The sequence below is a fragment of the Streptococcus sp. HMSC072D03 genome (assembly GCF_001812855.1).
Lineage (GTDB): Bacteria > Bacillota > Bacilli > Lactobacillales > Streptococcaceae > Streptococcus > Streptococcus salivarius_D.
The window spans coordinates 1-18,634 of record NZ_KV810637.1 but is presented as its reverse complement, the minus strand read 5'-3'; the positions used below and the strand labels follow the sequence as shown (position 1 = coordinate 18,634).

17 protein-coding genes and 1 tRNA gene are annotated in these 18,634 nt (G+C 37.8%); 16 read left to right on the top strand and 2 right to left on the bottom strand.

Annotated features, from left to right (window positions below; genetic code table 11):
- Positions 1-216: 216 nt before the first annotated feature.
- Positions 217-290, top strand: a tRNA-Arg gene (locus HMPREF2877_RS03185).
- A 25-nt stretch (positions 291-315) separates the two neighbouring features.
- Here the strand turns inward: HMPREF2877_RS03185 and HMPREF2877_RS03180 are convergent.
- Complete coding sequence (locus HMPREF2877_RS03180) at positions 316-999, bottom strand: YoaK family protein (protein ID WP_013991345.1); 684 nt, start codon at positions 997-999, stop codon at positions 316-318.
- A 15-nt stretch (positions 1,000-1,014) separates the two neighbouring features.
- Positions 1,015-1,494 carry a 23S rRNA (pseudouridine(1915)-N(3))-methyltransferase RlmH gene (rlmH, locus tag HMPREF2877_RS03175; RefSeq protein ID WP_014632473.1) on the bottom strand — a complete coding sequence of 160 codons (480 nt, stop codon included), beginning with the start codon at positions 1,492-1,494 and terminating at the stop codon, positions 1,015-1,017.
- Between the two features lie 205 nt (positions 1,495-1,699).
- Between rlmH and HMPREF2877_RS03170 the strand changes: the two genes are divergently transcribed.
- From HMPREF2877_RS03170 to ftsH, 15 genes are all read left to right on the top strand, one after another.
- Positions 1,700-2,935 (top strand): S1C family serine protease, encoded by a 1,236-nt coding sequence (locus HMPREF2877_RS03170; RefSeq protein ID WP_013991347.1) that lies wholly within the window; start codon positions 1,700-1,702, stop codon positions 2,933-2,935.
- 66 nt (positions 2,936-3,001) lie between these two features.
- Entirely contained in the window at positions 3,002-3,769 is a 768-nt protein-coding gene (locus tag HMPREF2877_RS03165; protein ID WP_045769300.1) for a ParB/RepB/Spo0J family partition protein, read from the top strand.
- A gap of 238 nt (positions 3,770-4,007) precedes the next feature.
- Entirely contained in the window at positions 4,008-5,372 is a 1,365-nt protein-coding gene (gene dnaA / locus HMPREF2877_RS03155; RefSeq protein WP_037611169.1) for a chromosomal replication initiator protein DnaA, read from the top strand.
- Between the two features lie 154 nt (positions 5,373-5,526).
- Positions 5,527-6,663 (top strand): DNA polymerase III subunit beta, encoded by a 1,137-nt coding sequence (gene dnaN / locus HMPREF2877_RS03150; RefSeq protein ID WP_002886270.1) that lies wholly within the window; start codon positions 5,527-5,529, stop codon positions 6,661-6,663.
- A gap of 51 nt (positions 6,664-6,714) precedes the next feature.
- Positions 6,715-6,906 carry a DUF951 domain-containing protein gene (locus HMPREF2877_RS03145; RefSeq protein ID WP_002886272.1) on the top strand — a complete coding sequence of 64 codons (192 nt, stop codon included), beginning with the start codon at positions 6,715-6,717 and terminating at the stop codon, positions 6,904-6,906.
- Between the two features lie 209 nt (positions 6,907-7,115).
- Complete coding sequence (gene ychF / locus HMPREF2877_RS03140) at positions 7,116-8,231, top strand: redox-regulated ATPase YchF (protein WP_002883967.1); 1,116 nt, start codon at positions 7,116-7,118, stop codon at positions 8,229-8,231.
- A gap of 72 nt (positions 8,232-8,303) precedes the next feature.
- Positions 8,304-8,873, top strand: a complete 570-nt coding sequence (gene pth, locus HMPREF2877_RS03135) for an aminoacyl-tRNA hydrolase (RefSeq protein ID WP_002886273.1) — start codon at positions 8,304-8,306, stop codon at positions 8,871-8,873.
- Positions 8,866-12,372: a transcription-repair coupling factor gene (gene mfd, locus HMPREF2877_RS03130; RefSeq protein ID WP_070578646.1), complete on the top strand. Its 3,507-nt coding sequence runs from the start codon at positions 8,866-8,868 to the stop codon at positions 12,370-12,372. The genes pth and mfd overlap by 8 nt, the downstream gene beginning before the upstream one ends.
- 185 nt (positions 12,373-12,557) lie before the next feature.
- Positions 12,558-12,833: an RNA-binding S4 domain-containing protein gene (locus HMPREF2877_RS03125; protein WP_070578644.1), complete on the top strand. Its 276-nt coding sequence runs from the start codon at positions 12,558-12,560 to the stop codon at positions 12,831-12,833.
- The gene (locus HMPREF2877_RS03120) at positions 12,817-13,188 is read left to right on the top strand and encodes an FtsB family cell division protein (RefSeq protein WP_002886276.1); all 372 of its coding nucleotides are present in this window, start codon (positions 12,817-12,819) and stop codon (positions 13,186-13,188) included. The genes HMPREF2877_RS03125 and HMPREF2877_RS03120 overlap by 17 nt, the downstream gene beginning before the upstream one ends.
- The gene (locus HMPREF2877_RS03115) at positions 13,188-13,319 is read left to right on the top strand and encodes an SP_0009 family protein (protein WP_002883955.1); all 132 of its coding nucleotides are present in this window, start codon (positions 13,188-13,190) and stop codon (positions 13,317-13,319) included. The genes HMPREF2877_RS03120 and HMPREF2877_RS03115 overlap by 1 nt, the downstream gene beginning before the upstream one ends.
- The gene (locus HMPREF2877_RS03110; protein ID WP_045772062.1) at positions 13,316-14,608 is read left to right on the top strand and encodes a serine hydrolase; all 1,293 of its coding nucleotides are present in this window, start codon (positions 13,316-13,318) and stop codon (positions 14,606-14,608) included. Before HMPREF2877_RS03115 ends, HMPREF2877_RS03110 begins: the two co-directional genes overlap by 4 nt.
- Positions 14,608-15,873, top strand: coding sequence for a tRNA lysidine(34) synthetase TilS (tilS, locus tag HMPREF2877_RS03105; RefSeq protein ID WP_070578641.1), 1,266 nt, complete (start codon positions 14,608-14,610; stop codon positions 15,871-15,873). Before HMPREF2877_RS03110 ends, tilS begins: the two co-directional genes overlap by 1 nt.
- Positions 15,874-15,954: 81 nt before the next feature.
- Complete coding sequence (gene hpt / locus HMPREF2877_RS03100; RefSeq protein WP_002883962.1) at positions 15,955-16,497, top strand: hypoxanthine phosphoribosyltransferase; 543 nt, start codon at positions 15,955-15,957, stop codon at positions 16,495-16,497.
- Positions 16,498-16,516: 19 nt separating this feature from the next.
- Positions 16,517-18,496, top strand: coding sequence for an ATP-dependent zinc metalloprotease FtsH (ftsH, locus tag HMPREF2877_RS03095; RefSeq protein WP_070578638.1), 1,980 nt, complete (start codon positions 16,517-16,519; stop codon positions 18,494-18,496).
- Positions 18,497-18,634 lie beyond the last annotated feature (138 nt).

The window sequence follows — 18,634 nt, the reverse complement described above, 5'->3', positions numbered from 1 at the left end:
GGCGGTGTCTTAACCCCTTGACCAACGGACCAAGTTCTGAGATTTTTATCTCGTTAACACTCTTATTATTATATCAGAGTATTCGATTTTGTCTATACTTTTTTTCAAAAAAATATTAAATTTTGCTAAATTTATTCGAATTTTACGTTAGTTTTTATCTTGCTTTTACAAAGTATTGACATGTTGCTATATATTTTGTAAACTAATAGAGTTATTGGTCCCATAGCTCAGCTGGATAGAGCATTCGCCTTCTAAGCGAACGGTCGCAGGTTCGAATCCTGCTGGGATCAGATAAAAAAACGCAATCTAGAACCTCTAGTTGCGTTTTTCTTTTGCCTCGATAAATAGGAAATAATTTAAAACAAATAAGGGAAGCAAAGTCGTATATAGGCTGTATTCATGTAAATATTGAGCAAACCAAGTTGAGGCTGCAACTCCTACCATAAATGTAAAGATGATAATAGTAGTGTAAGAAGCTTGTTTAAGCACTTTGGGATCCCCCTCGTCAATAGCCCTGGCAACGGTTAAAGAGGTATTCGTAATATTACCAGTCATCATGAAGGAAGCATAATTTACCCCTCTGACGCGTTTAAAAATCCCTACCTGAAGAGAGGCAAAAAATGCCAAGCCCGCAATCGTAATAGTAGAATCAACGTAAGGTGTAATGATGGCGAGAATAGTCATCAAGAGAAAGGCAAGTCTAATCGCTTGCAAATGCCATCCCCATTTATGGTTAATGAGCCACTTCTTAACAAAAAAAACAAAAAACTGACCTAAAACAAAGAAAAAAATAGGTATCACATAGCTGAAAGCTCTTGCAATATGCCCCTCAACAAGATGAATAACCAAATAAAGGAGATTACCTGTCTGAATACTTGCAAATCGTCCGTCTTGAGTATTGTAAGTATAGGCATCAATGAAACCCCCTATATAACTTACTAGAGTTGCTACCCGTAATCCTTCAAAAACACGATAGGAGCGTTTTTTCATTCTGAACATGTCTGTTTCCTTCTTCTACTTATGGTAAGGACTTCCCTGCTGAATCATGAATGCGCGATAAATTTGTTCTACTAATACAAGGCGCATAAGCTGATGAGGGAACGTTAAGAGACCAAAACTCATTAATTGATTAGCCCTCTTTTTCACTGTAGGAGAGAGTCCCAAACTTCCCCCTATAATAAAAGTAATATCTGAATAGCCTCTAAGAGTCGCTTGCTCTAACTCTTTAGCAAATTGCTCTGAGGGAAATTGTTTTCCTTCAATAGCTAAGGCAATGACATAATCACGATCACCTACTTTAGCCAAGATACGCTGTCCCTCTTTGTCTAAGATAGCTTTATTTTCAGCTTCGCTTGCATTATCTGGCGTCTTTTCATCCGTTAATTCTATAGACTCAAATTTTGTAAAGCGTCCTAGTCGTTTGACATACTCCGCAATGCCATCTTTCAAATATTTTTCTTTCAATTTTCCAACGGTAATCAATTTAACTTTCATAGGCTTATTATAGCACATATCCACAATCTTTTAACACCTTATCCACACCTTTTTAGTGTCAAGCATCTATAGTTATCCCTATAAAATCGCTTTTTATCTACACTTTTTGAAACTTATCCACAGACTGTTGATAACTGTTCTTTAAAATCACTTTATGATATAATTAAGCTTACTTTGATATGCTTATCAAAAAGGAGGACTAAACGTGAAAAAATTTAACTGGAAAAAAATAGTAGCGCCAATTGCAATGCTTGTTATTGGCTTGCTCGGTGGTTTGCTAGGTGCCTTTATCCTACTAACAGCAGCAGGGGTATCTTTTACCAATTCAACAGATACAGGTGTTAAAACAGCTAAGACCGTATACAATAATACAACAGATACAACTAAAGCTGTTAAGAAAGTACAAAATGCTGTTGTTTCTGTCATCAATTACCAAGAAGGGTCATCTTCAGATTCTCTAAATGAACTTTATGGCCGTATCTTTGGTGGAGATGATAGTTCTGACTCTAGCCAAGACAAATCAAAAGATTCTGATGGGTTACAAGTCGCTGGTGAAGGTTCCGGTGTTATCTATAAAAAGGATGGTAAAGAGGCTTATATCGTAACCAACAACCACGTTGTCGATGGCGCTAAAAAACTTGAAATCATGCTTTCAGATGGATCAAAAATTACTGGTGAACTCGTTGGTAAAGATACTTACTCTGACCTAGCAGTTGTCAAAGTTTCTTCAGATAAAATTAAAACCGTAGCGGAATTTGCAGACTCAAACTCTCTCACAGTCGGTGAGAAGGCAATTGCTATCGGTAGCCCACTTGGTACCGAATACGCCAACTCAGTAACAGAGGGAATCGTTTCTAGCCTTAGCCGTACCGTAACTATGCAAAACGACAATGGTGAAACTGTTTCAACAAATGCTATTCAAACAGATGCTGCCATTAACCCTGGTAACTCAGGTGGTGCCTTAGTCAATATCGAAGGACAAGTTATCGGTATTAACTCAAGTAAAATTTCATCAACGTCAGCAGTCGCTGGTAGCGCCGTTGAAGGTATGGGATTTGCCATTCCATCAAACGATGTTGTCGAAATCATCAATCAATTGGAAAAAGACGGTAAAGTTACACGACCAGCCCTAGGAATCTCAATGGCCGATCTTAACAGCCTTTCTAGCAGTGCAACTTCTAAATTAGATTTACCAGATGATGTGAAAGCTGGAGTTGTAGTCGGCAGCGTTCAAAAAGGTATGCCAGCTGACGGTAAACTTCAAGAAAATGATGTTATCACTGAAATTGACGGTAAGGAAATCAGCTCAAAAACTGATATTCAAACCAATCTTTACAGCCATAGTATCGGAGATACAATCAAGGTAACCTTCTATCGTGGTAAAGAGAAGAAAACTGAAGAACTTAAATTAACAAAATCTACAGAAGACTTGTCTGACTAAGTCATTGACAAATCTGTCAAAAGACCTTTACAATAATGTAAAGGTCTTTTTTTGGAAAGGAATAACATGCAAGAACAACTCAAAGCTTTACCTATTAGTGACATCTATCCCAATCCTTTTCAACCTCGTATAGAGTTCTCTGATGAAGAATTAGCAGAGCTAAGCCAATCAATCTCAGAAAATGGACTGATACAGCCAATCATTGTCCGAAAATCGGATATTATTGGTTATGAACTAATTGCTGGGGAAAGACGTTTACGTGCCTGTAAACGTCTAGGAATGACAGAAATCCCTGCAGTTGTAAAGGAAGTTACAGATCAAGAAAGCCGTAAACAAGCTATTATTGAAAATTTACAACGATCGAATCTCAATCCCATTGAAGAAGCAAAGGCCTATCGTAATTTAATTAATGAGCTAGCTTATAGTCACGAGGAACTGGCGAAAGCTATGGGAAAATCCAGACCCTATATCAGTAACTCTCTCAGACTCCTCCAACTTCCCCAAGAGATACAGACGAGTATCGAAAATGGCAAACTGAGTCAAGGACATGCTAGAGCACTTTTAGCTGTTGAGGATACAAAAAAGCAATTAACTATCTATCATCAGGTCCTTACTGAAAAATGGTCAGTTCGTACCCTGGAAAAAAGACTTCAAGAACTTCCAAAAAAACAAAAATCAAAAAAAGATATTCATATAAAAGATAAAGAAAAAGAACTGGAAAAATCACTTGGTCTCCCCGTTACTCTTCGTTATCACAAAAATCACTCTGGAACTATTCAGATCCACTTTTCGACGGAAGAAGATTTTAACAGAATTATCAACAAGCTTATTTGACCTGTGAATTGAGGAGAAAAAAGAAACAAACTTATCCACATCATAAAATGGTTGCCCTCCCTTTATTTGAGAGGGTTTCTTTTTTTATTCACAACTTGTGGATAACTCTTGTGCACAATGTGAATTGTCTTTTTTCCCTTGTGGATAACTTAAGGAACTTTTATCTTCGGACCTGTGGAAAACTTTTTTGTTTTATGATAGAATCAGAGAACAAGAATAAAGAAGGAGAATTGATGGAATGACCGAAAAAGAGCATTTTTTTTGGAATAAGCTCTTAGAGCTGGCCAAAGAGGAACTAACACAAGCCACTTTTGATTATTATGTCCTGGATACCAAGCTCATCAAAGTTCAAGATAACGTTGCTACAATTCTGCTTGAAGAAGTCAAAAAGCTATTCTGGGAAAAGAATATGCAATCTTTCATTTTGATGGCTGGTTTTGAAGCCTATAATAGTGAAATCAAAGTTGAGTACGTCTTTGACGAAGCACTCTTAAACGAGGCAAATTCAACTGTAACAAACAATGACTTTGGCAATAAAAAGGAACAGCAAACACCTGCTCTTCCTACATTGGACTCTGACTTAAATAGTAAGTACACCTTTGATAATTTTATTCAGGGAGATGAAAACCGTTGGTCAGTTGCTGCATCTTTAGCTGTAGCTGATTCACCAGGAGCTACGTATAACCCTCTATTTATTTATGGAGGACCTGGTCTCGGAAAAACTCACTTACTCAATGCCATTGGTAACAAGGTCTTACATGATAATCCTCAAGCACGTATCAAATACATTACTGCAGAGAATTTCATTAATGAATTTGTTGTCCATATCCGTTTAGATAAAATGGATGAACTAAAACTAAAATACCGTCATCTGGACGTTCTCTTAATTGATGATATTCAATCATTGGCTAAAAAATCAACGCAAGCCACTCAAGAGGAATTTTTCAATACTTTCAATGTCCTTCACAATAATAATAAACAAATTGTCCTGACCAGCGACCGTAATCCAGATCAATTGAACGAGATGGAAGAGCGTCTTGTCACGCGCTTTAAATGGGGGTTAACCGTCAACATCACACCACCTGACTTTGAAACGCGAGTGGCCATTCTTACTAATAAGATTATGGACTATGATTATCATTTTCCTCCTGAAACAATTGAGTATTTAGCTGGCCAATTTGATTCAAATGTCCGTGACTTAGAAGGGGCCTTAAAAGATATTAGCTTAGTTGCCAATGTTCGCCAGTTAGATACTATCACAGTTGAGGTAGCTGCTGAAGCCATTCGCGCACGTAAAATGGATAGTCCTAAGTTAACTCTTATTCCGATTGAGGATATCCAAACTGAAGTAGGAAAATTTTATAATGTCACAGTAAAAGAGATTAAGGCAACTAAACGAACACAAAATATTGTCTTGGCACGTCAGGTAGCCATGTATCTTGCGCGTGAAATGACTGATAACTCCCTTCCAAAAATTGGAAAAGAATTTGGAGGAAGAGACCACTCAACTGTCTTACATGCATACAATAAAATCAAAAATATGATTGCTCAAGATGACAGTTTACGCATTGAAATTGATACCATCAAAAACAAGATAAAATAATACTTGTGGATAACTATTAAAAATTATACAAACTTTTCCACAGGCTGTGCACAAGTTTAAAGCCTTGATAAAACTATGTTTTGTACACTTATGCACAGTGTCCACAAGACCTACTACTACTACTAAAATAATACTAATAAAATAAAGGAGCATCATGATTCAATTTGCGATTAATAAAGCTTATTTCTTACAAGCACTTCATACAACTCGCCGTGCTATTTCTTCTAAAAATGCTATCCCAATTCTATCAACGATTAAAATCGAAGTTACCAGTGATGGTATCTATTTGACAGGATCAAATGGGCAAATCTCAATTGAAAATAGTATCTCAGTTTCAGAAGAAAATGCAGGCCTCTTAATTACACAGCCAGGTAGTATCCTTTTGGAAGCAAACTTTTTCATTAATGTTGTCTCAAGCTTGCCTGATGTTACCCTTACTTTTGAAGAAATTGAACAATACCAAGTTTTACTGAAAAGTGGTAAATCAGAAATTACCTTGAAAGGGAAAGATGTTGAACAATATCCCCGTATTCAGGAAGTTGATAGCTTGACGCCATTACTCATGGACACAAAAGTGTTAAAATCTATCATTGCTGAAACTTCATTCGCAGCAAGCACCCAAGAAAGTCGTCCAATTTTAACCGGTGTTCACTTCGTTCTTTCAAATCATAAAGATCTCAAAGCTGTAGCAACTGACTCTCACCGTATGAGCCAACGCCAACTTGTTTTGGAGCATTCTGCAGATAACTTTGATGTTGTAATCCCAAGTCGCTCACTTAAAGAATTATCGGCAGTCTTTAGCGATGATATTGAAAACATAGAGGTTTTCTTCTCAGCAAATCAAATTCTATTCCGTAGTGAAACAATTTCTTTCTATACACGTCTACTTGAAGGAAATTATCCAGACACGAATCGTCTCTTGTCTGATTCATTTGAAACAGAAGTTGTTTTCGAGACAGCTAGCCTTCGTTCTGCTATGGAACGTTCATATTTGATTTCTAATGCTAGTCAAAGTGGTACCGTCAAACTCGAAATCATCAATGGCAGTGTCAGTGCCCATGTTAATTCACCAGAAGTCGGAAAGGTGAATGAGGATATTGATGTGCAAGATGTTTCTGGTAGTGATCTGGTCATTAGTTTCAACCCAACCTACCTAATAGATGCTTTGAAAGCTCTTAAGAGTGAGACTGTCCGTGTACGTTTCATTTCACCAGTGCGTCCATTTACTTTGACGCCAGCAGATGACAGTGAGAATTTTATTCAATTGATTACACCTGTAAGAACAAACTAAAATCGAAAAAGTTATCCACTGTGGATAACTTTTTTACTAGAGAGGAAGTCTATGTACCAAATTGGAAGTTTAGTTGAAATGAAAAAACCACATGCTTGTACCATCAAAGCAACAGGAAAAAAAGCTAATGAATGGGAAGTGACCCGTCTTGGAGCTGACATTAAGATTCGTTGTACGAATTGTGATCATGTGGTTATGATGAGTCGTCATGATTTCGAAAAGAAACTTAAGAAGGTTTTATAACAGACATTGGGGAGTCTATATAATGAGGTTCTTGTGTTAAGAAAATTAGTTTACTAGCAATATAAAAACTTTCTAGAGTCCCTAATTATCTTCTTTATAGCATTCTTTGCCTTGCTTTCCTTTTTATGATTCTCAAAGGGAAGTTGCCTATTTTTAACAATTTTTGTGTTATAATTAACTGAATTACTTTTTTATGGAGAAATAAATTAATGGCTTTAACAGCAGGTATCGTTGGTTTGCCAAACGTTGGTAAATCAACTCTTTTCAATGCAATTACAAAAGCGGGTGCGGAAGCTGCTAACTATCCTTTCGCGACAATTGATCCAAACGTCGGAATGGTTGAGGTACCAGATGAGCGTTTGACGAAACTGACTGAACTTATTACCCCTAAAAAGACAGTTCCAACCACATTTGAGTTCACAGATATTGCGGGTATCGTAAAAGGAGCATCAAAGGGTGAAGGTCTTGGAAATAAGTTCTTAGCGAACATTCGTGAAGTAGATGCGATTGTCCATGTGGTTCGTGCTTTCGATGATGAAAATGTTATGCGTGAACAAGGGCGTGAGGATGCCTTTGTAGATCCGATGGCTGATATTGATACAATCAACCTAGAATTGATTTTGGCTGACCTTGAATCAATTAACAAACGTTATGCGCGTGTCGAAAAAATTGCTCGTACACAAAAAGATAAAGATTCTGTGGCAGAGTTTAATATTCTTCAAAAGATTAAACCTGTTCTAGAAGATGGTAAGTCTGCACGTACGATTGATTTTACTGAGGAAGAGCAAAAAATTGTTAAGGGACTCTTCCTCTTGACAACAAAACCAGTACTTTATGTGGCTAACGTTGATGAAGACCAAGTCGCAAATCCTGATGATATTGATTATGTCAAACAAATTCGTGAGTTTGCAGCGACTGAAAATGCAGAAGTAGTTGTTATCTCGGCACGTGTTGAAGAAGAAATTTCTGAATTGGATGATGAAGACAAAGAAATGTTCTTGGAAGACCTTGGTTTGACAGAATCAGGAGTTGATAAACTGACACGCGCAGCCTATCACTTGCTTGGTCTTGGAACTTACTTTACTGCTGGTGAGAAAGAAGTACGTGCTTGGACCTTTAAACGAGGCATCAAGGCTCCACAGGCAGCTGGAATTATCCACTCTGACTTCGAGAAAGGCTTTATCCGTGCTGTAACCATGTCTTACGATGATCTTATTAAATATGGTTCTGAGAAAGCTGTTAAGGAAGCTGGTCGCCTTCGTGAAGAAGGAAAAGAATATGTTGTTCAAGATGGCGACATCATGGAATTCCGTTTCAACGTTTAGAAAATAAAAAATAGTGCACAAGGCTGAAAAGTATTTTTCAGTCCTTTTGCTGTTTATCAAAGAGGAGAAATAATGACAAAATTAGTAGTTGGCTTGGGAAATCCTGGTTCAAAATACCATGAGACACGTCACAATGTTGGTTTTATGGCCATTGACCTAATGGCTAAGGAACTAGGATTAACTTTTTCTGAAGAAAAGACCTTTAAGGCTGAAGTGGCTTCGACCTTTTTAAACGATGAAAAGGTTTATTTTGTGAAACCAACGACCTTTATGAATCTATCTGGTCTAGCTGTTAGAGCATTGCTAGCTTATTACAATATTCCCATGGAGGATTTTATCGTTATTTACGATGACTTAGATATGGAAGTTGGGAAATTGCGCTTTCGTCAAAAAGGTTCAGCAGGTGGTCATAATGGGATTAAATCTATCATTGCTGAAACTGGCACTCAAGAATTTGACCGTATAAAAATTGGTATTGGTCGCCCACAGAAAGGAATGACGGTCGTTAATCATGTCCTTGGAAAATTTAGTGAAGATGATTATGCCACAATTTTACTGACTTTAGACAAGGTAGAGACGGCCCTAAATCATTACCTTAAAACAAATGATTTCGAAGACACTATGAGGCGTTATAATGGCTAATACCCTATTAGATCTTTTTGAGAAGAATCATCAATTGCTTGAGTGGCGTGATAAAGTAACCTTATTGAGTAGGCAGTTGGTCATGGGATTTTCTGGTTCCAGCAAGGCAGTTGTCATGGCATCTTCCCTTTCTGAGCAGGTTCCCAAGATCCTAATCGTTACTTCAACACAAAATGAAGCTGAGCAACTAACAGGAGATTTGTCAGCTATCTTAGGAGAGGATAAGGTTTATTCTTTTTTTGCAGATGATGTAGTAGCTGCAGAGTTTATCTTCGCTTCTCCAGAAAAGACCCATTCTCGTCTCGAAAGTCTTAACTTTTTAATAGATAAAGAGGCAAGTGGAATCTTGGTTACGAGTTTAGTTGGTACTAAGTTACATTTGCCGAATCCTGAGGTTTATAAAGACTCTCGCATTGACTTAACACTAGGGGAGGAACATGATTTAGAGGCTCTCAGTAAGCATCTGACTCATATTGGATACCAAAGGGTAGAGCAAGTTCTCTCACCTGGTGAGTTCAGTCGTAGAGGCGATATTTTAGATATTTATGAACTGACTGCAGAACTCCCCTACCGTTTAGAATTTTTTGGAGACGAGATTGATGGTATTCGTCAGTTTGATAGCGATAGTCAGAAATCTTTAGACAATTTAGAGCATGTTATCGTATCACCGGCAGATGATATTATCTTAACAAGAGAAGACTACCAACGTGCTGAGAAGGCCCTAGAAAGTGCGGTCTCAAAGGCAGAAGGTTCTCATAAGGCTTACCTTGAGGAGGTTCTGTCGGTTACGATTGATGGTTACCGTCATAAAGATTTGCGTAAGTTTTTATCTCTCTTTTATGATAAAGCTTACACCTTATTTGACTACCTTCCAAAGGAAGCTCCTGTATTCATTGATGATTTTCAAAAGATAGTGGACCGCAATGGACGTCTTGAGTTGGAGGTGGCTAATCTTTTAACTGAGGATCTTCACCAGGGCAAGTCTCTGAGTCATCTAAATTACTTAGTGGATTCATTTAAGACTTTACGTAACTATCAGCCAGCTAGTTTCTTTTCGAATTTTCATAAGGGATTGGGAAATCTTAAATTTGATAAGTTGTATCAATTCACGCAATACCCTATGCAGGAGTTCTTTAACCAGTTCCCACTTCTAGTTGATGAAATACATCGCTATACCAAGAATAAGGCAACAGTTATTTTACAAGTGGGGTCTGAGAAGCAGCTCAAATCTTTGAAGGAAACCTTGGAAGAATATGATTTAGATTTACCCCTTAGTAGTTTTGGAGATTTGATACCTCATAAGCCTCAGTTAGTCTTAGGTAACTTATCCAATGGTTTTTACTTTGCGGATGAAAAGCTTGTTCTTGTCACTGAACGTGAGATTTTTCATAAAAAAGTAAAACGTCGTGCGCGTGCCAGTCACGTTTCCAATGCTGAGCGTCTCAAAGATTACAATGAACTTGAAAAAGGTGATTATGTTGTACACCAGACTCATGGTATCGGTCAATTTAAAGGTATTGAGACTATTGAGATTAAAGGGGTGCATCGTGACTACTTGACCATCCAATATCAGGATGCGGCAACAATTTCTCTACCTGTTGAGCAGATTGAGAGTCTCTCTAAGTATGTGTCAGCGGACGGAAAAGAGCCTAAAATTAATAAACTCAATGATGGGCGTTTCCAAAAGACTAAACAAAAAGTAAGCAAGCAAGTAGAGGATATTGCCGATGATCTCTTAAAACTTTATGCTGAGCGTAGTCAACTTAAAGGTTTTGCTTTTTCACCAGATGATGATAACCAAAGGGATTTCGAAGATGATTTTGCCTATGCTGAGACAGAGGATCAATTGCGTTCTATCAAGGAAATTAAGGTAGACATGGAGTCAGACAAACCCATGGATCGTCTCTTGGTGGGGGATGTTGGTTTTGGTAAGACAGAGGTAGCTATGCGTGCTGCCTTCAAGGCGGCCAATGATGGAAAGCAAGTTGCTATCCTAGTTCCTACAACAGTTCTTGCCCATCAGCACTATTTGAATTTTAAAGAACGTTTTGAAAATCATGCTGTTGAGGTAGATGAACTCAGTCGTTTTAGAAGTAAAAAAGAGCAAAATGAGACTATTGAAAATCTAGCTAAAGGGCGTATTGATATTATTATTGGTACTCACCGCCTGCTGTCCAAAGATGTTAAGTTTTCTGATTTAGGATTGCTAGTAATTGATGAAGAACAACGTTTTGGCGTGAAGCATAAAGAGAAACTTAAGGAGTTGAAAGCTAAGGTTGATGTCCTTACTCTAACTGCGACACCTATTCCTCGTACGCTTCATATGTCTATGTTAGGTATTCGTGATTTGTCGATTATTGAGACAGCACCTACCAACCGTTATCCAGTTCAAACTTATGTTATGGAAACCAATCCTAGTCTTATTCGAGAAGCGATATTAAGAGAGATGGACCGAGGCGGCCAGATTTTTTATGTTTATAATCGTGTTGAAACCATTGATCAAAAAGTTTCTGAACTACATGAGCTGGTCCCTGAAGCACGTATCGGATTTGTTCATGGTCAGATGAGTGAGGTTATGTTGGAGAATACCCTCTTGGATTTCTTGAATGGTGATTACGATGTTTTGGTAGCAACGACTATTATCGAGACAGGGATTGATATCTCCAATGTTAATACTCTCTTTATTGAGAATGCAGATCATATGGGCTTATCTACTCTTTATCAGTTGAGAGGTCGTGTGGGGCGTAGTAATCGAATTGCTTATGCCTATCTCATGTATCGTCCTGATAAAGTGTTGACGGAAGTCTCTGAGAAGAGATTGGATGCTATTAAGGGCTTTACAGAACTGGGATCAGGTTTCAAAATTGCCATGCGTGATTTATCAATTCGTGGTGCCGGGAACATTCTTGGTGCTTCTCAAAGTGGATTCATCGACTCAGTCGGGTTTGAAATGTACTCACAACTCTTGGAAGAGGCTATCAATAAACGTCAAGGTAAAACTCAAGTTCGACGTAAAGGAAATGCAGAGTTCAATCTTCAGATTGATGCTTACCTCCCTTCTGACTATATTTCTGACGAGCGCCAAAAAATTGAAATTTATAAGCGTATTCGAGAAATTGAGAATCAGAAAGACTATCAAGACCTTCAAGATGAGCTTATTGACCGCTTTGGAGAATATCCAGACCAAGTTGCCTATCTCATTGAGATTGGTCTGGTTAAGGCCTATTTGGATGCTGCCTTTGCAGAATTAGTCGAGCGTAAGAACGATACTATTATTGTTCGTTTCGAAAAAGCCTCTCTTAAATTCTTCTTGACTCAAGACTATTTCGAAGCTATCTCTAAAACGCATTTAAAAGCAAAAATCAGTGATAATCAGGGGAAAGTAGAGATTACTTTTGATGTTCGTAACAAGAAAGACTATGAGATTCTTGAAGAATTAAAGATTTTTGGACAGACATTTATGGAAATCAAAGAACGTAAAGAAAAAAAAGAAGCTTAAGGAAAGTTTAAGTAAGTTTCTCTATACTATAAAACATCCTAAAACTTTTCTTTTTCATAAATCTCCTGAGAGGGTCGACTAGTGTCGATTCTCTTATTTTTGTACTTGAAAAGGCTTTAGTCCCCTATTTTCTCAAAAAAATGCTATCATAGAAGAGATATCCTAACGAAAAGGAAACAGTAACATTGAGATTAGACAAATATTTAAAAGTATCACGAATTATCAAACGCCGTCCAGTTGCTAAAGAAGTAGCTGATAAAGGACGTATAAAAGTAAATGGTGTACTCGCTAAGTCATCTACAGATTTAAAAATTGGTGACCAAGTGGAAGTTCGTTTTGGAAATAAACTTCTAACTGTCCGTGTTTTAGAAATGAAAGACAGTACTAAAAAAGAAGATGTGGCAAAAATGTACGAGATTATAAGTGAAACAAGGATTGAAGCAGATGAGCAAGAAGCCTAATATTGTACAGCTTACGAACGATTACATTGATAATGCCAATCAAGAGCAACGATTAGAGCGTGCCGAACACGAACAAAGGAATCGCTTTATGGGGTGGATTCTCTTTGTGGTTGTTTTACTCTTTATCTTGCCAACCTATAATCTGGTTGAGACCTATATGAATATCAAACAGCAAGAGAAGGAAGTCTTGTCGCTTCAGAAAGACTATGATAAATTGTCGGATCAGACAAAGGAACGAAAGGATTTGGCTAAGAAACTTAAGGATGATGCTTTCGCCGAGAAATATGCGCGTGCTAAGTACTATTATTCACGTGAAGGAGAGTCAATCTATCCTGTACCAAGCTTATTACCCTAATGAAAGATTTACTAAAAACTGTAGAAACTTTTTTAACCTATTCAGAAGCCAAGTTAGAGGAACTATCAGAAAAAAATCAGCAACTTAAAACGGAATTACCGAGGAAAGAGGAGGTGAAGAAGCAAGCATGAAAAAGCTCTTAATAGCTGCAACTGTTGTGCTTGTATCTTCTAGCCCCCTGGTCTTACTTCCTATGGAGAAGGAGCTAACTCTGACCCCAAAACAGGTCCAAAAATTGACTCAAAATACTACAGCTAGCTTGACTCAATTTAAACAGATTCCTAAAAACCCAAGAACGATAACAACTATCCTAACTTATAAGAACAAGGATTTAACAGAATTTAAAACCAGTATCCAAGCGGATACCAAACTATCGATTTCTGCTATTTTTTGGAATGCTAAAGGTGAGCCTGTTTTCCAACTTCAAGATGGTGATTATGTAGCCGCTAGTCAGAAATCAATTGTAGACGACAGTATCTATAATCAAAAAACAGTAGATATGACCTTCTGGACTAAAGATGGTTTAACGGTATACAAAGAACCTTACGTTTTAGGAACTGAAAAAGCTGACTCCAAACTCGCTAGTTTTAAACCCATTAAGGTTAGCCAAGCAGCTCAGACGCATGCAGGGACCTACTATTTGGTAGACGGAGAGGGTTGGATTAATGCTTCTGATTTGTCAAGGATTGACAATCGCATCGAGGCTGTTCAAAAAGTCCTTAATGAGAAGTATAACAATCAAGAGCGCATCTCAGTTTATGTTAAACAGCTTGATACGGACCGAGTAGCTGCTATCAATGACGAAAAAAGCATGTATGCAGCTAGCGTAGCCAAGCTTGGAGTACTTTATTATGCACAGGAACGTCTGTCTCAAAAGAAATTATCATTATCAGATGAGTATCAATATACCTCTGCTGTAAATGGTTTTCCAGGTGCCTATGATCCAGATGGTTCTGGAAAGATTAGTAAGATGCCTGATGATAAGAATTATAGCTTGGAAAATCTGTTAAAGGCTGTAGCCCAAAACTCAGATAATGTAGCGACAAATATATTAGGCTATTATGTAACCAATCAGTATGACAAGGCCTTCCAAAAATCAGTAGATAAAGCCGCAGCGACTTCGTGGAATATGGATAAAAAGGAGTTGACTGCTAGAGCCGCAGGTACTTTGATGGAGGCTGTTTATAGACAAAATGGAGATATTATCAATTATCTTTCAAGTACGGACTATGATGGCGAACGTATTTCCAAAAACATTGATGTTCCCGTCGCTCATAAAATTGGTGATGCCTACGACTTTAAACATGACGTCGCTATTGTTTATGCAGATTCTCCCTTTATTCTATCGATTTTTACGGATAAAGAGGGCTATGACAAGATCACCTCAATTGCAGATGATGTTTATGGAATTTTAAAATAATGACACAAAAATTGTTAAAAATGATGCAAGCCAAGGGTTATTTTAACCAGCACAAGAAAATTTTAGTAGCAGTATCAGGTGGAGCAGACTCTATGAGTTTGCTGCACTTTTTGTATAACCATCAAAAAGATTTGGATATTCAGTTGGGGATTGCTCACGTTAACCATAAACAACGACAAGAGTCGGAGCATGAAGAAGCGTATTTACGTCATTGGGCAAAGGAACATAAGGTCCCTTTTCACTATAGTGCCTTCTCAGGAAAGTTTTCAGAAAATGCTGCCCGTACCTTTCGCTATGAGTTTTTTAAGCGGGTCATGAAAGATTATGATTACTCTGCTCTTGTAACAGCCCATCATGCAGATGATCAAGCAGAGACGATTTTTATGAGACTGTTGAGAGGAAGTCGTTTAAGACACCTGACAGGAATTTCAGCTATCAGACCATTTGGTACTGGTCAGGTTATTCGCCCCTTTTTGCATCTTACGAAAGATTGGCTTCCCGTAACTTTCCATTTTGAAGATAGGAGTAATACGTCACTAGCCTATCTTCGGAATCGCATCAGACTGTCCTATCTTCCTACCTTATCTCAGGAAAATCCTAAATTTAAGGAGCACCTTTGTCTTTTAGCCGAGGAGATTGGTCTTATGAAGCAAGCTTTAGGGGAGTTAACAAAGGATATTACTATTACTGATTTATCTGTTTTTCAGCAACAGTCAGATCCTGTCCAGCTCTTTCTTCTTCAGAACTATTTAGATACCTTTCCTGATTTACAGCTTTCTAAAGGCCAATTTAATCAATTGATAAGTTATCTAAGGAAAAATGGTTCAGGAAAGATTCCCCTAAAAAATGGTTACGAACTAGTAAAAACACAGACTTCTTTCCTAATAAGGAAAGAAGAGGCTATCTCTTTATCCCCTTCTTGTCTCTTAGAATTTGGAAAATCTGTTGAGTTTGAGAATTATACCTTGACTTTTTCAGAATTCAATGACGTTTCTAACGCAGATACTATTAGTATTTGGTCAGATTCCCCAATAGTGATTCGTCATAGAAAAGAAGGCGATAAGATTGACCTTGGTAGTCACCATAAAAAATTAAGACGACTATTTATAGACAATAAGATTTTAGAGAAGGATCGTCAAAAAGCCATTATAGGAGAACAAGATGATCAGATTATTTTTCTTTATGTTGCTGGGCGTCTCTATTTGAAAAAAAGACCTGAAAATGCTATACTCTATGGCACTGTAGTCATTTATAAGAATTTCTAATCAAATACCATGTTCAAATAACGATGATTGAAGTAAAAGTGGTATAATAACAGAATATTGACTTCGAGAAAGGGAACCCAAATGTTAGAAAAAGACATTAAAAAAGTCCTCTTTTCCCAAGAGGATATCGTAGCTAAAACTAAAGAACTAGGACAACAATTGACAGAGGATTATGCGGGGAAAAATCCTCTACTAGTCTGTGTTTTGAAAGGTGCTGTTCCATTTATGGCAGAACTTATCAAACATATCGATACCCATATTGAGATGGACTTTATGGTCGTTTCAAGTTATGGTGGTGGAACTGTCAGCAGTGGTGAAGTAAAGATTCTTAAAGATGTTGACACTAATGTTGAAGGACGAGACATCATCTTTATTGAAGATATCATTGATACAGGTCGTACGCTCCTTTATCTTCGAGATATGTTCAAGTACCGTAAAGCCAATTCAGTCAAAATCGCAACTCTTTTTGATAAACCAGAAGGTCGTGTTGTTGATATTGAGGCAGATTACGTATGTTACGATGTTCCTAATGAATTTATCGTTGGTTTCGGACTAGACTATGATGAAAAATACCGTAACCTCCCTTATGTTGGTGTCCTAAAAGAAGAAATTTATACAAAATAAGTAAAGGTCTAATTAATTTATGAATAATAAAAATAATAATGGCTTCTTACGGAACGCTTTTCTCTACATCATAGTTATTATTGCGGTTGTAACCGGAGTACAATACTTTGCAGGAGGAAGCCAAAGCCCAAGTCAACAATTGTCTTACACACAGTTGGTTAAGAAAATTGAAGATGGTAAGGTAAAATCTATCACTTATCAGCCAGACGGTAGTATCATTGAAGTTAAAGGTAGCTACAAAAAGGCTGAAAAGGTTGATACTGACCTTAGTCTCCCATTTTTAGGTAGTGCATCATCAGAGACACGTAGCTTTACATCGACTGTGCTGCAGAATGAAACAACCATGCAGAAATTGCAGTCAGCATCAGAAGCAGCTGATGTTAATGTTAAAATGATACGTGAAAGTTCAAGTGGTGCTTGGATTTCATATCTTTTTAGTTACCTACCTTTGATTGGGATTGCTATTTTCTTCCTTTTCATGATGAATCAAGGCGGTAACCGCGGTGCTATGAATTTTGGCCGCAACCGTGCTAAGACTCAATCAAAAGAGAATATTAAAGTTCGTTTCACAGATGTGGCTGGTGCGGAAGAAGAAAAAGAAGAACTTGTAGAAGTCGTAGATTTCCTCAAAAATCCACGTAAATATAAAGCACTTGGTGCACGTATCCCTAAGGGTGTTCTCCTTGAAGGCCCTCCAGGGACAGGTAAAACTCTGCTTGCTAAAGCTGTTGCTGGTGAAGCAGATGTTCCTTTCTTTAGTATCTCAGGTTCTGATTTCGTAGAGATGTTTGTCGGTGTCGGAGCAAGTCGTGTTCGTAGTCTTTTTGAAGACGCTAAGAAGGCCGAACGTGCTATTATCTTTATTGATGAAATCGATGCGGTTGGCCGTCGTCGTGGTACTGGAATGGGCGGCGGTAACGACGAACGTGAACAAACCCTTAACCAACTGTTGATAGAAATGGATGGTTTTGATGGAAATGAGAATATCATTGTCATTGCTGCAACCAACCGCAGTGATGTTCTTGATCCAGCCCTCCTACGTCCAGGACGTTTTGACCGTAAAGTTCTTGTTGGTCGCCCAGATGTAAAAGGCCGAGAAGCTATCTTGAAAGTCCATGCCAAGAATAAACCATTGGCTGAAGATGTTGACCTTAAAGTTGTTGCTCAACAAACTCCAGGTTTTGTTGGAGCTGACTTAGAGAATGTCTTGAATGAAGCAGCCCTAGTTGCTGCACGACGTAGTAAGACTAAAATTGATGCTAGTGATATCGACGAAGCAGAGGATCGTGTTATTGCTGGACCATCTAAGAAAGACCGCCAAGTTTCAGAACACGAACGTAAAGTTGTGGCTTACCATGAAGCCGGTCATACAATTGTTGGTTTAACACTTTCTAGCGCTCGTGATGTTCACAAGGTTACTATTGTTCCACGAGGTCGCGCAGGTGGTTATATGATTTCTCTACCAAAAGAGGATCAGATGTTGTCATCTAAAGATGAGCTAAAAGAACAATTGGCAGGTCTTATGGGTGGACGTGTTGCAGAAGAAATTATTTTCAACGTTCAAACATCAGGTGCTTCAAATGACTTTGAGCAAGCAACACAGTTAGCACGTGCAATGGTTACTGAATATGGTATGAGCGAAAAACTTGGACCAGTCCAATATGAAGGTAATCATGCGATGAATCCAGGACAATTTACGACAGATAAGTCTTACTCAGCTCATACAGCTCAACTTATTGACGAAGAAATTCGATCACTTTTAGTTGAGGCACATGACAAAGCAACTGAAATTATCAATGCAAACCGAGAAACACATGCTCTCATTGCAGAAGCTTTGCTTAAGTATGAAACACTTGATGCTGCACAAATCAAGTCAATTTATGAGACTGGTAAGATGCCGGAGGATTCTCTTGGAGATTCAGAAGAAGATAATCATGCCCTATCTTACGATGAAGTCAAAGAAAGAATTGAAAATAAAAATAAAGATGAAGAAGAGTAAGGAGTTTTACTCTTCTTTTTTTAGATAAATCGAGAGAAGAAATACTATTAAAAATATTATAAAAAAAGAAAATTAAAATCAATACAAGTTATTGACAAGACAGGTCAGAGATGATATTATAAATAAGCTGTTTCGCGA